At 45.4% G+C, this 13,520-nt stretch carries 10 protein-coding genes and 1 pseudogene; 2 read left to right on the top strand and 9 right to left on the bottom strand.

Going from position 1 to position 13,520, the window contains the following annotated elements:
- The first annotated feature begins 105 nt into the window (after positions 1 to 105).
- Entirely contained in the window at positions 106 to 1,125 is a 1,020-nt protein-coding gene (locus B9D94_RS13270) for an alpha/beta fold hydrolase (protein ID WP_148247225.1), read from the top strand.
- A 131-nt stretch (positions 1,126 to 1,256) separates the two neighbouring features.
- Here the strand turns inward: B9D94_RS13270 and B9D94_RS13265 are convergent, their stop codons facing one another.
- The 8 genes from B9D94_RS13265 to B9D94_RS13230 form a co-directional block, all read right to left on the bottom strand.
- Complete coding sequence (locus B9D94_RS13265; protein WP_253806151.1) at positions 1,257 to 1,952, bottom strand: copper amine oxidase N-terminal domain-containing protein; 696 nt, start codon at positions 1,950 to 1,952, stop codon at positions 1,257 to 1,259.
- Positions 1,953 to 1,994: 42 nt separating this feature from the next.
- Positions 1,995 to 3,101 carry a sensor histidine kinase gene (locus B9D94_RS13260; protein WP_063480731.1) on the bottom strand — a complete coding sequence of 369 codons (1,107 nt, stop codon included), beginning with the start codon at positions 3,099 to 3,101 and terminating at the stop codon, positions 1,995 to 1,997.
- On the bottom strand, positions 3,094 to 3,789 hold the full coding sequence (locus tag B9D94_RS13255; protein WP_148247224.1) for a response regulator transcription factor: 696 nt from the start codon (positions 3,787 to 3,789) through the stop codon (positions 3,094 to 3,096). The genes B9D94_RS13260 and B9D94_RS13255 overlap by 8 nt, the downstream gene beginning before the upstream one ends.
- 408 nt (positions 3,790 to 4,197) lie before the next feature.
- On the bottom strand, positions 4,198 to 7,116 hold the full coding sequence (locus B9D94_RS13250; RefSeq protein WP_148247223.1) for a hypothetical protein: 2,919 nt from the start codon (positions 7,114 to 7,116) through the stop codon (positions 4,198 to 4,200).
- Between the two features lie 95 nt (positions 7,117 to 7,211).
- Positions 7,212 to 8,519 carry an ABC transporter substrate-binding protein gene (locus B9D94_RS13245; RefSeq protein WP_148247222.1) on the bottom strand — a complete coding sequence of 436 codons (1,308 nt, stop codon included), beginning with the start codon at positions 8,517 to 8,519 and terminating at the stop codon, positions 7,212 to 7,214.
- Between the two features lie 41 nt (positions 8,520 to 8,560).
- Positions 8,561 to 9,718: an efflux RND transporter periplasmic adaptor subunit gene (locus B9D94_RS13240; RefSeq protein ID WP_148247221.1), complete on the bottom strand. Its 1,158-nt coding sequence runs from the start codon at positions 9,716 to 9,718 to the stop codon at positions 8,561 to 8,563.
- Positions 9,719 to 9,755: 37 nt separating this feature from the next.
- On the bottom strand, positions 9,756 to 10,634 hold the full coding sequence (locus B9D94_RS13235) for a carbohydrate ABC transporter permease (protein ID WP_148247220.1): 879 nt from the start codon (positions 10,632 to 10,634) through the stop codon (positions 9,756 to 9,758).
- A gap of 17 nt (positions 10,635 to 10,651) precedes the next feature.
- On the bottom strand, positions 10,652 to 11,518 hold the full coding sequence (locus B9D94_RS13230) for a carbohydrate ABC transporter permease (protein WP_148247219.1): 867 nt from the start codon (positions 11,516 to 11,518) through the stop codon (positions 10,652 to 10,654).
- 193 nt (positions 11,519 to 11,711) lie between these two features.
- Here B9D94_RS13230 and B9D94_RS13225 point away from each other — a divergent pair, with 193 nt between their 5' ends.
- Positions 11,712 to 12,362, top strand: coding sequence for an anti-sigma factor C-terminal domain-containing protein (locus tag B9D94_RS13225; RefSeq protein WP_148247218.1), 651 nt, complete (start codon positions 11,712 to 11,714; stop codon positions 12,360 to 12,362).
- Between the two features lie 733 nt (positions 12,363 to 13,095).
- On the opposite strand, the pseudogene B9D94_RS13220 reads toward B9D94_RS13225, so the two are convergent.
- A pseudogene (locus tag B9D94_RS13220) lies at positions 13,096 to 13,501 on the bottom strand (FAD-dependent oxidoreductase); the annotation flags it as partial.
- Positions 13,502 to 13,520: the final 19 nt, after the last annotated feature.

The following is a 13,520-nucleotide window of genomic DNA, read 5'->3' as shown; positions in this document are numbered from 1 at the left end:
TGTTTTGAAATCCATTCACTTTTATTGAGAGTATAACAGATCTATACTAATCACAAGAAATACATTCTACAAGTTGGTTTTATTTTGAAGGGAGTTAACAACACGATGGATTATGAGATTTATGATTTGGGTGACGTAACCTTGCAATCAGGAGTAACGCTACCGGACGCTTTTCTTGCTTATAAGACTTATGGAACATTGAATGAAAAGAAAGATAATGTCATCGTCTATCCAACGGCTTTTGGCGACCAGCATGTCCAGAACGAATGGCTGATCGGACACGGCATGGCACTGGATCCGCACAAATATTTCATTATCGTTCCAAATCTGCTGGGCAATGGATTATCCTCGTCACCCAGCAACACGCCTCCCCCGTTCGACCGGGCCCATTTTCCGCAGGTAACCATCTATGACAACATTACATTACAACATCGGCTGGTAACCGAAAAATTCGGCATTCAAAGGATTGCGCTTGTAGTGGGATGGTCCATGGGAGGTATTCAAGCCTTCCAATGGGGAGCAAGTTATCCCGACATGGTGGAACGAATTGCACCTTTCGCCGGCTTAGCCAAGACCTGGCCCCACACGAATGTAGTCCTGGACGGAATGAAAGCCGCGCTCTTGGCTGCAGTCCACTTCGACTCAAGTAAACTCCATCAGCTGACTTCTGCCGACATGCGTGCCGTTGGTCGAGTCTATGCAGGATGGGGCGTATCGCAGGCATTTTACAGAGAGGGACTTTATCGTGAGATGGGGTTTGAATCCTTGGCGGATTTTATGACTGGCGTCTGGGAAGATAGCTTTATGAAGATGGATCCGCACAATGTCCTGGCCATGTTATGGACAGGACAACATGCAGATATTAGCGCAACCCCCTCCTATAACGGAGATTTCGATAAGGCGCTCAGAAGTATTCAAGCACTGGCCTGCATCATGCCAGGGAGCACGGATCTCTTCTGCTCGGCCGACGATAACGAATACGAGGCTAAACTTATGCCTAATGCTGTTCTTCATCCGATCGAGTCGATCTGGGGCCACTTTGCCGGACGCGGGATCAACAGTGCCGATAATCAATTTATCGACGATAATCTAAAACGGTTGTTGGCGCTTAGTACAAACGGATAGATCATGAATAGCATTGAAGTGTCCAGTCAGGCAGTTTGACAATGAATATAACCCCATCATGAAAACATGATGGGGTTTTTAGACTTTTAATTTTGAAAAGTGACACCGACGCATTCGCTAACGCTTCTGATTCATGATGAATCGCCTAGATCATCGGAGTCCGTAATATGGATAACAAAAGCATACGAGGTGAATCCTCTCTCCCAGTCCGAATTAACTAAAATCGTATAAAATCCCTGTTCCGTTGGCAGCTGTACTCGATGATTATCCGCCATCATCTCAATATACTGTTCTGTGCCGTTGCCCATATCAAGGACGTTAGATATCATCAATCCGTCAGGCTCCAATCCAGTCGGATAAGTGATGACAAGATTTGATCCAGGCTTCATGCGAACCGGTGGATACCCGGATTCAGACACCCATTGTACTACCGGATCGTTCATTTCCAGACATCCATTCCAGCAGGAGTTTCCCTGCAGCAGCGGAATCTCCTGCATCCATACGCTACCATCCTTATACTCGTGCTCATAAGCAATGGATGGAACGGGTGCCTCTATTTGCTCATCGAATGCTAAGCTGTGCTGTTTGATCGAGATTAATTCCTTGTTCTCATCATAATAAACTTCGGAATGCATTTCTTCCCCTACAAGGCGAAGCGGGACGTAGACGTTTCCGTTGTAGTTAATTACAGGAAGCCTCACGGTTTTACCGTTAATCTCAAATTTCCCGGATGACTGGAAGTCAATCGAGGAGCTTGCGCCATAAGCGGCCAAGCCGATAACAGCTAATAAACCGAACCATAACCATACCCATACATATTTCCGCAAATCGCCCTCCGCGCCCCCTTTCATAGTCAGTCCTATCATTTTTTATTCAGGTATCTGCATGCCTCGCGGCAGCCGTACTTCAAAAGCTGTACGAATCAAGCTGCTGTCGGCCGTAATCGTTCCATGATGCTGCATCACGATATTTTTCGAGATAAATAAGCCGAGGCCTGTGCTGCCCTCCCGATGATTCCGGGATTTATCGCCAGTATAAAACATGTCAAATAGATGCGGCAGTTCGTTCGGATGGATGCGGTCGCCAAAGTTAATCACCTGAACTACCGCTACTTCTGCTTCAAGGAAAGCGTGAATATCGACAAACTGACCGTCGTTGCCGTACCGAATCGCATTGGTCAGCAAATTTTCAAACACGCGTGCTAGCAAATCTCCATCACCCGAAATAATCAGATGCGGAGTAACAAACAATCGGGCTTTCAGTTTGTTCTTCTCAAAAACCGGAAGTAATTCTTCGCTTAACTGCGTCAGCAGCTCGCTTAAATCGATGGGTGCTTTTTCGACCGGCAGCATACCGTAATTCATTCTCGTGATTTCGAACAATTCATCAATCAGCTTCTCCAGGCGCTTCGACTTCGCGAAAGCAATGCCTGTATAATGCCGAACCTGTTCCGGGGTCAATAACTCGTCCCTGAGAATGAAATCCAGATAACCGATAACGGAAGTGAGGGGTGTACGCAAATCATGGGCCAAATTCAGTATCAGCTGATCTTTGCTGCTCTCGGCAAAATCCCCTCTCGCCACCGCTTGCTTGAGCATCTCACCGGTCAGATTGATATCCGCCGCGATATCCCCGAATTCGTCCCGGGACGCGATCGAAACCCGCTTGTCAAAATCACCGTTGGCGAGATGCCGAATCCCCGCAGAAATTTCATTAAAATAAGCCACATAAGGCTTCGTAAGCAGTAAGAAAAAAAAGACCGCCAACGGGATAAAAAATATCAGAAAAAAATTAATGTCCCCGACCGTTCTTATGAACAAGCGGACATAAGCCAGCGGATCCTCGAATTTGACCTGAGTTCGGTAATAATATTGCAGAATTTTGTATAATGCGAACATGATGATGCCGGATATAAGCATGCTTAAGCCAAAGAGCACAATCATTTTGGAGCGGAAGCTTCGTATCAAGTTAGCCATTGAACGTATAGCCTACCCCCCAAACCGTTTTGATCAGCTTGTTTTTGTTTGTATCTTCATGCAGCTTTTTCCGCAATGTCCGAATATGCACCATAACCGTATTGCTTGTTTCAAAGTAGGCCTCGCCCCATACGTGCTGGAATATATTTTCGGTACTAAACACCTTTTTTGGGTAACTGGCCAGTAAGTGCAATATGTCAAATTCTTTGGGCGTCAGCTCGATCGTTTCGCCGTACAGGGTCACAATCCGCTGATCGGGGTAAATGACCACCCCTCCCGCTTCCAGCGCGGGTTTGCCGGAAGTCGTCGGTTGACTCATTTGCATATAACGGCGAAGGTGGGCATTCACGCGCGCGATCAGCTCCATCGGGTTGAAGGGCTTGGTCATATAATCGTCTGCGCCTCTCACCAGCCCAGCAATTTTATCAAGATCGGACGTTTTGGCGCTCAAAAAAATGATCGGCATGTGATGTTGTTCCCGAATTTGCCGGATGACTTCATAACCATCCAGCTTGGGCATCATAATATCCAGTATCGCCAGATCGACGGAATGCGTCTGAGCTGCTTGTACCGCCTCCTGCCCGTCCGCCGCTTTAAGGACATCATAGCCTTCCTTTTTTAAGTGCAGCTCAATCAGGTCCGCAATTTCTGCCTCATCGTCTGCAACGAGAATTGTAATCCGCTTCATGGTATCCATCCTCTTCGTTCACTTTGCAACATTATTGAAACTTGAGACTACAGGCAGGAGGATTCAGTAATTCAATCCAACCGCTTGTAAGCACCTCCCGACTATACCAGTCTAGCTGGAATATCTCAATAATCCTTTTAGAATTCTTAAAGAGTTATGTCTATATAAGTTGAACTAAAGATTCTCAGCCCGAGCATTACTACGAATACGGATTATTCTTCCGATCGCTGTTGCCCCCAGATTTCTATCAATCTATTTAAAAATGGTTGAAATCCGGGTGCTGTATATGCTTCCGATGCGAGCTTTCCTTTGGAAAGCTTTCGGGCGACCGCTACCGCTTCTCCAGAATAATTCCGTCTTCTCCGTTGAAATTCTTCTTTTCATTAGTTCAATCTATATAGATCGTATTTAATCGCTATCCGACTTGTTCCCCTGATTCTCTTCATAAATAATCGGAAACGACTGGCTTCCAAGCAGCATTCTCCGCCCTTGGAACTCATCATACAGATTGAGGCGAACTCCCCCTCCACTTACGTTTTTGCGGAAGTCGTTATTCAATGTAATGGTGTATGATTTATTGCTGCCGATGGTCAAATCGGTGCCGAGTGTTAACGTCTTCTCCGTGGATTGTCCGGTCGGGTCAATCATCTCCATAATGAGTTTATGTTCATATTCACCTGTCTCGTAATCGCCATTCCTGGAGAGGTTATAATGAATAGCGGTATTAAGCGTGTCTTTCCCTTCACTAAGTCTAGCTTCTCCTCTCGTAATGGAGAGTTTATAAGGAAACAATTCCACATTTCCTAGATTCGTTGCTGGTTGGAAAGCTCTAGGGCTAAGTGCTAATCCCACCGTATTGATCGATCCAATAACTTCCGTTGATTCTTCCCGCTGATCTGTCAACTTTTCGCCTGCTACACCTTCGCCGACATACAATACAAGCTGTGAAGTATTCACATTCAGCGGAAGCTTGCTCCAAACGGTAACTAGATTTTTTCCGTTCGGGCCTGTCTTGACGGACGATTGATTGACCTCTGCCTCAAAATACTCGTTATCCGGTGTTTTGTAGTAAGCCACCAGCTGCGCCTGCTTGGATTGACGTGTTTCCTGACTGGTCATCTCCAGTTCCGTGTAGATCAAATTGGAGTTGCTGTCTTGGTAGACGGTACTCATTCGTTCACGGACCTCCGCTTTCTTGCCTGGAGTATCGATACGATAGGATTCGCCTGCAGCAACCTGGTTCACCACATTGTTGACCGCCCGGGTATTTAGTGACAGAAACCTCGTGACGTCCTCTCCTGAAACTTCCTGCAGCTCAATTCGTAATTGATTAAATTTGTAGGAATACGGTACATTGGCAAGTACATACAGCTCTACGGTTTCATTAGGCGCCAGAGTCGTCTGATCATTCGGAATCACGATTTGAGCTGTACTGCTGAGGTCTCGCATATCAGCCTTAACTTGGGCTTTGAGTTCCGGCAGCTGTACGGTTAACGCTTTGGTGTTACGAATGCTGATACGGGCTGCAATTTGATCCCCATCTCCCCATGGCAGCCGCTGATATGAGTTCAGCTTTACGCCGAATGTCCCATGGTCGTTCTCGATGACATTCTCTGAGCCCAGATGGCTTTTACCTTCCTGAGCATAAGGAATTTTATAGTGGGCAGCCGGGAAGCTGATCCTCCCTTCCACCGCAGGCTCCGTTAATTGCAGCTGCAGCATATTCTGTTTCATGTTCAATGGTACATCTGCATTGAGATCAATCAGCTTTTCTTCTAACGGCTTCAGTGTAACATTGGCAAGTGCCTTCGCATTCACCGGGATGCTGTATCCTTCATTCGTGAGGATGGAAAGCTCATACGCCGGCAGCTTCAATGATTTTTCACCAAGATTTTTAACTCGGAATTGTAGGCTCCATTTCCCGGTTTCGTTCTCAGCATATACGGAAGCACTTTTCAACTGCGTTTCAATCATAAGGTCATTAACGGATATTTTTTTGACGGCATAATCCGCTGCAGGCACATCAGCCGTAACGGAAGGCAGCTTGAAGGTTTTTACTGGCAGCGTCATTTTTAATGCTTCATCTTCCTGCATGAATTGCATCGTCATATTATCGGTTTTGAGTGTGGACGGAACCTCAGCCAGATAATAAATCGTTCGCTTCTGCCCTGGCTGGATCTTGAAACTGCCTCCTGTTTCGTCCTCAGGCACTAGGTCGAATACCGAGCCGCCAGCCGACTTTACTTGTACTTTATATCCAGGGTCACTTAGCACCTTCTTACCTCCGTTTGCAAAATTGACCCCGACTCTCAAATACACTTTCCCGTTATGTTTCATACGCTGCATTCTTTCTGCCTTCACTGTCACAGGATGCTGTTTCATCATAAGCTTTGTGCTTTTGCCTTTAGCCACGGCGATATCCGAAGCTGCCGCAGAAAGTTTGAACGATTGCACCGGAAGATGTATTTTCAAAGCTTCGTCTTCCTGCGCCAGCTGCAATGTCATACCATTCGTCTTCATCGTGGAAGGAATCTCCGCCCAATAATAAATGACTCTGCTCTCCTGAGGCTGGAGCTTGTAACCAGTGCTAACCGATTCGGGCAAGAGCTCAAATATCGAGCCGCCGGCCGATTTGAGATATGCTTTATATCCTGGATCGCTAAGCACCTTGGTTCCTCCATTCGAGAGCTTCATCCCCAATTTTATATATACTTTTCCATTGATTTTATACCTCTGTACCGTGTCTGCCTTGGCCGTAACTGAAAGATTATTCATCTTCATCTTCTTGCTCTTGCCTACAGGAACTACAGATGAGTACTGAGCCGGAATCGTGAAACCTCCCAGCTTCTTCTCATAAGTGGCGCTGCTAAAATCCCATCCGAATATGGAAACCTTTATTCCGTTTACCTGTGCCGATCGTACAATGTTCACATAATACGTCACGGATTGACTGCTGTTCGCAGGCACCGTTCTTTTACCAGCATCACTCGTCACAACTTTTCCTTTTACGATGGCGCCACTTGGCGTGGAAACCTTGGAAAAATAATCGATAAGATCTACTCTGCTGCCACTGTTATTGCTGTAACGAAGCGTGTACGTGAGGATATTCCCGTCAGGTTGTGCAAAAATATTCATATCCGTCAGCTTCACACTGACGCTCTGCTTCAATGTGACCGAGCCGAGTTGATCCAGTGTGAACATCGACGCGGCTGCAGCAGATTTGGAAAGGGACTCAGCTGCGGATGCCCCGTATGTGTCAAAGGCAAAAGATTGACTCAACACCGCAGCGCATAGCACCACTGCCATGTATTTTTTTGGCCTGTGCATAAATGTACCTCCCGATAAAAAAATCTATATTTCGCTTTCCCTCTTCTGTGAAATAGGAAGCAGCGCACGTATGTGGGCTGCTTCCTGTCATTTTCCTATTCGTTTAAATAGGTGGTTACCCGGTTCTGGATCAGCTTAGCCACTTCTTCCGCAGTCTTCTGTCCGCTGAAGAACGCATAGGACTCTTCACGGGCAATGTTTAACACTTTAGCATCCAGTTCCACGTATTGATCGGCGGATTCTACAATTTGTTTAAAGACGGTGAATTGTTCATCAGATACTTTTGCCTGCTCCCCATTCGAAAGCGTATAATCGCCGCTTTTCACTTTTTCCTGAAGGTCATTGATCATCTTTTCATTCACGGATTTAAGCATCGAGAACCCTGTTCTTTCTTGTATCGATTGTGCTTCTTCCGACAATAAGAAAGTGATGAACTTCCAGGCTTCATCTCTTACCGGCGTTTTGGCATTGATTACGAACTGAGACAAAGGAACAACTCTCGCGCCTGTACGATCTCCGGCTTCTCCCGCTTGCGGTATTTGCAATAGCTTGGGATTATCAAAAATCGTATAAGGACCTTCGATAAAATCAGTTGGTGATCCGATCCGGCTGGAGTAGAACAATTGATTGCCCGCCTTTGCCACTTCTGATGTGATGATTTTATCGTCAGACATTTTCTTAGCTTGCTGGAGCAGATCCACAAATTCGGGCGAGTCGAACTTTGCCTTTTTGGCGGAAGCCTCAACAAACGCAGTGTAGTTCGTAAATAACATCTCCTGAAAAAGGTATTCCGGCGGATAGTCTGCCAACGCATAAAGTTCATCGGCACCACGATTCTTTTGGATAACTTCCTTCGAAACTTGCTCGAACTCCTTCAAGTTCCAGGTCTGATCATCGAACTTCACATTGGCGCTGCCCAGCATGTCCCCGTCACCTATAAACACACTGAAGGAATAGCCCGAAGGGATCACGTAAACCCCCTCATTCACCTTCAAACCGTCCAAAATAGTGGTTTGTAAATCGTCTTTGTTCAACGTCTGTTCTTGCTCCAGTAAATCATTCATATCGAGAAGAAAACCTTTGCTCACATATTCATTAAGAGGCAGGACGTCAGCTTCAATGATATCCATGCCTTTTCCCGATAACATGGCTGTATTCGTTGTGTTTCGATACTTCTCGTAGTCTTTAGATTCATGGATCTGCAGATCAATATCCGGATGTTTCTCTTCAAACTTTTTTTCCAGCGTCTTATAGAACGGACTCGACTCTAACAGCGACAGGGTGAGCACCGTTTTTCCCTCTTTCGTTGTGGACTGACCCGCCTTCCCGCTTTCTCCAGAGCCGCATGCGGTTAAACTTGCGATAATAACACCCATTGAAATGATCGATAGCCATTTTTTCATGTTACAAATTCCTCCTGATCTTCTCTTATTGAAACGCCTCACTATTCCAATCGAATACGGTTTCCATCTTGCAGAGGCTCACTGCTTTTCAGAATGATCTTATCCTCTTCATAGATGCGATCGGATTGGATCATCGTTTCTTTGTCATTCTTTTCACTGATTTCAATGTTCACTTTACGGGCAACAAATACATTACCGAGTGCACCTGGCTGCTCTTCAACCACAAAAACATACATGCCATCCCGATCCTGATGAACAGCGCCGCTTGAAACAAGCAGTCCTTTTTCGTGTGAGCTTTTCTCGATTTTGATTCGAGCCTGCTCACCTCCCTTCAGCTTGGCATCTATGATCTTAATGCGAATGATCTTTTGAGGGACGGTTGTCGTCACCGCTCCTTCATCCGATCCCCCCTCTATAAGCGGCTCCGCATTGGTTATTTCTTCAATGACACCGTCCATGACACTGCTTCGCTGCTTGTTATCTGTATCTACCTCAACCTCAATCCGCTCTCCGATGGATACCCCTATGCTGGACAAGCGCTTGGCATCCGCACCCACTTCAAATCGGTAGCCTTGGCTGCTGTTCGAGATAATGACATCCGGCTCGCCCGCAGATGACAGTCCTTCTACTGCATTCAGCTTGGTTACAATCCCGTTGAACGGAGCCGTCAGTACTTGATCTTTTGACAGACGTTCTCTCATCTGGTTGATCTTGCGTTCCTGCGCAACCATATCAAGTTTACCTTTTTCAATTTCACGTTTTGCGCTGCGCTGCTTAAGTTCATCTTCATCGATGGACGACTGAATAAACTGGTCCTGAAGATTCTGATGCTCGATTCTCTGCTTTTCCAGATTCGTTACTTCAAGTTCTATTTCTTGTCTTGCCGATTGACTATCATAGGTGATGAGCTTCTGCCCCTTCTTAACACGTTCCCCTTCTTTCACGAGAATCTGCTGAACCTTCCAGTCCGTTGAACTGGATAGTTTAGTATCAGCAATCGACTGAAGGATTCCGCTTCCTTCGATTGCTAACTCGATGCCTCCCATTTTCGGCTGTTCCGTAGTCACCTTCGGCAAGGTGAGTGATTGCAGCGTGTTACTGAATAACGTGAAGAACAGCAGCAATCCCATAAAACCCATGAACACGACTTGAATGATTCGCTTTCGTCTTAGGTCAGCAACCCCTTTTCCTAACTCCATATCCTTTTCTTCTCCTCCTAAAAACCGCCCTGAAAAGTTAACCCTTAACTCCTGACAATTGAATGCCCTCAATAAAATACGACTCCGCATACAGAAATAACATCACCATCGGGGCCATATAGAGGAAGGATGCAGCAAAGGCAATCCCCCGCTCGCTATCATGGATACTGGATAAAAAAACGGACAGCGGCTGCTTGAATGGGTCGTCCAGAAAAACAAGCGGCTGTTCCACCATGTTCCAATAATCGACGAACAGCAAAATCACGAGAGCGGCCAGTCCTGGCTTAATCATCGGAACGATCATTGTCATAAATATCCGCAAGTGCCCGGCGCCATCCATTTTGGCAGCTTCAATGTAGGCATAGGGAATATCCAGCATGAACTGCCTGAGCATAAACACGCCAAATGCTGCGAAAATGCCAGGATAGATGATGGCGCCTGTGGTATTCAGCATGCCAAGCTTATCGACCATAATATAGTTGGGTACCAGCGTTACTTGGAATGGCATGAGCATCGTCATGACATATACAAGAAACATAGGATCCCGGCCGCGGAATTTCAGCTTGGAGAATGCATAGGCAGCTAGGGCTGCTACGAGGGTCTGGCCCGCAATGATTGGCACCACCATGAACACGGAATTCCAAAACATGCTCAAATATTTCGGATTGTCGATGAACACCTTCCCATATTGTGCAAAAGACACCTTGTCCGGAATCAGTTTCAGGTTTGCAAAGGAGTCGTCTCTACCTGGAGTCGCTTCATTCATTTGCCCGATGAGGCCATAATTGATCTCAATTTCCAGTTCTGTCATCAATGAATTTGTGAATGTAATCACAAGAGGTGATATTAAGATCACAGCAATAACGCCCATGAGAAACGTTAAAGCACTTTTTTTCAATATGTAGACTACTCGCACAGACTTCGCTCCACCTCCTATTCCATGTACTGTCGATGCCGTCGTTCAATCGCAAAAAGCACCAGGACGATCAGCATAATACAGACAAACATCAAGGATGCCGCTGCGGTCAGCTTCTGAATGTCGAGTGATGCAAACATATTGTTCATATAATGCTGCATCATGTAAATGCTGTCATGAGGATAATCACCTGCGATCAGATACGTTTCCCGAAACACTTTGAATGAGTTGATAATGGACATAATTACAACAAAAAACATGGTGGAAGTCAGATAGACCAGCGTCACGCTTCGGAATTGTCGTAAACGACCAGCCCCTTCAATCCGGGCCGTTTCATAGTAATCCTTCGGAATTTGCTGCAGCCCCGCCAGGAATAAAATGACGTTGTAACCGATGTTCTTCCATAGATACACCATGATTACGACCCCACGTGCCGATTCCGTCTTCATCCAATCCACCCGTTCATATCCATAGCTGTTCAGCCAGGCGTTCAAGGAGCCGTTCCAATCGAATAGCAGCTGCCAGATCATGATGATGGAGGCGACGGGCACAACAAGCGGCATGACATAAGCTGTCCGAAGCCATTTTTGAATATATATTTTTTTATTCAATAGCATCGCTAATCCCAGGGACAGCATGACCATAAGCGGAACACTGACCGCGCTGAAGTAAAACGTGTTGGATGCCGCCTTGCGGAAGGAACCACTTCCAAGCAGCTCCAGGTAATTATCGAGCCCCACAAAATGACCGTCCACCGATTGGCTCATAAAGGAATAGTACACGCCCATGACAAATGGAATAAGATAAAAGAGTGCAAATCCGATACCACTTGGCACGAGAAACAACATGGCCGCCGAAGCATCCTTACGGAGCCATTTTTTCATGATTGACCGATCCATCCTTTCTCAGTTAAGTTTCAGACCTCCATCCTGGCTTGTTACGTTTCCCAATGCATTAAGAATAGAAAAGATTGCTTAAGAAAAAAGTGGGAAAATATTAAAAAAACCTAAAATATTGTAGGGATTTATCGCTTGCGTTAAAAACAAAAATGGTATAACAAAAAGCAGTTTCGCTTCCTTGTCTGGAAGTACCAAGCAAAGCATTTCAATACCCGATGCTCACATGCAAAAAAACAGTTATGAGTATTCACGCAGTTACAATGGTCTGAACGGGCAACGAGAAATGCTGTTTTATATTCCCGGAGTAGATTATAACGGCAAAATCCTTAATGATCTCCCCCTGCTTCAGGAAATGGATCCAGCAAAGCTGGTTGAAATGGCCATTTCTTTTGACAAAAGCTATTCATTAAGTGAGGTGAAACAGCTGACTCCTTCAGGACTAACCCAGACTTGGTATTGGGTGGACACCTACGATAACAAAAAAATTTATGAACCCTATATCGATGGAAACGGAAACAAGAGCTACGCAATTCCTCATTCAGAGTCATGGGCTCACGGATTTGGCATCTCCCCAACCGAACCTGCAATTGAAGCAACGGAACAGCCGTTTCTTGATGCTTTGGAACGGGGAGTTCAGCTGAAAGGAAACTACCATTATGATTTCAAGCGAATCTACAATTATTTAAAGAAAGATAAATCTAAACCGGATGCGAGTGATGTTCGTATTTTGGGCGTGGTTGTTACAGGGACAGCAGAAGAGTTTCAGGTACTCAGTGGAAAACCTTATGTGAGAGGGATTACATTAGGGGCTGTAGTTGATAAGTACTAAATGCTGCTCCCCCCTTCCACATTCAACTTTTTTTGTACACCCTTACCTTTCTATGTAACCATCATACGATAAGGTAGGTGGAATGATTCATGAGCGAAGTGATAGGTGAATATCGGTGTTGCATATGGTAAATTCGGAAGAAAGGCCATGTAGGCATGGGCTTCATGGCCTTTTGAATGGATATGAAAGTTAAAGTCTTGGGGACTTTATCACACATAGGCAACAGTTCAGAATAGGAATTAAGCCATGAAGGCAATCATGCATGACACTTATGCCATTAAAGAAACGGGCATAACAGCCTTGGGCGAGAGAATTATACCCAAGCACAGAAAGAACTAGTAATTATCACCAACAAGATAAAAAGAACCAATATTGCCCCAACTGAACCATGACCCTGATGACAATGATGGTATCCGTGTCTTAGAACTTCACTCATGTGTTTTCCTCCTTTTATGGTTATATGTCATAAGGTATTCAGTTTCTTACTCGTTGACAAGGCGAACGTCCATATGAATAAAAAACCTCGGGGATTGCCTCCCTCAAGGTCAATCAATACTGCACTTGCTTCGTAGGAAATAATGACTCTTTATACACTAATTTCCTAAATATACCTTCATTATCTACTAAAGATTATACGTGAACATGGTGCTGGGATTGATTCCTATCAAAATAATAAAAGTCGCCTAACTACCTGATTGGTAGTTAGGCGACCGCTTAAACATTAGATATTGTATTAATTGCGGATAAGATAATCAAATGCGCCTAAAGCAGCATTTGCGCCGATCCCATAGAAATGATGATCTGTTTGTACGGACTGTTTGTGCAATCGCCGGCAGTAAACACACCTGGCAAGGTGGTAGCGCCATGGTGGCAATATAAGAAACACCGTTCAACTTATCTGTTCCAGTAAATTCTTTTATCTGAACGTTCTTCAGGACCGTTACGTTAGGCAGACTGTAAAGACGATCTTGATGAACGGCGTCCGCTTTTAGCTCCGTATTGTATTCGAGAACCGTCACATGACTTACAATGCCTGCAAGATCAATCGCTGCTTCGATGCCGGAGTTTCCTCCGCCAATAACCGCTACGTCCTTGCCTGCAAACAGAGGACCATCACAGTGCGGGCAGTAGGCTACACCTTATGGGCGAGTTGTCGTC

It is taken from the genome of Paenibacillus sp. Cedars (assembly GCF_003184205.1).
GTDB classification, from domain to species: Bacteria; Bacillota; Bacilli; order Paenibacillales; family Paenibacillaceae; genus Paenibacillus_AQ; species Paenibacillus_AQ glucanolyticus.
This window is presented reverse-complemented; position numbering and strand designations above follow the sequence as displayed.

What these genes read in the sequence shown, in the direction of transcription:
- B9D94_RS13270 (WP_148247225.1), top strand. Translation starts at nt 106, where the DNA reads ATGGATTATGAGATTTATGATTTGGGTGACGTAACCTTGCAATCAGGA.
- B9D94_RS13260 (WP_063480731.1), bottom strand. Translation starts at nt 3,101, where the DNA reads ATGGCTAACTTGATACGAAGCTTCCGCTCCAAAATGATTGTGCTCTTT.
- B9D94_RS13255 (WP_148247224.1), bottom strand. Translation starts at nt 3,789, where the DNA reads ATGAAGCGGATTACAATTCTCGTTGCAGACGATGAGGCAGAAATTGCG.
- B9D94_RS13250 (WP_148247223.1), bottom strand. Translation starts at nt 7,116, where the DNA reads ATGCACAGGCCAAAAAAATACATGGCAGTGGTGCTATGCGCTGCGGTG.
- B9D94_RS13245 (WP_148247222.1), bottom strand. Translation starts at nt 8,519, where the DNA reads ATGAAAAAATGGCTATCGATCATTTCAATGGGTGTTATTATCGCAAGT.
- B9D94_RS13240 (WP_148247221.1), bottom strand. Translation starts at nt 9,718, where the DNA reads ATGGAGTTAGGAAAAGGGGTTGCTGACCTAAGACGAAAGCGAATCATT.
- B9D94_RS13230 (WP_148247219.1), bottom strand. Translation starts at nt 11,518, where the DNA reads ATGAAAAAATGGCTCCGTAAGGATGCTTCGGCGGCCATGTTGTTTCTC.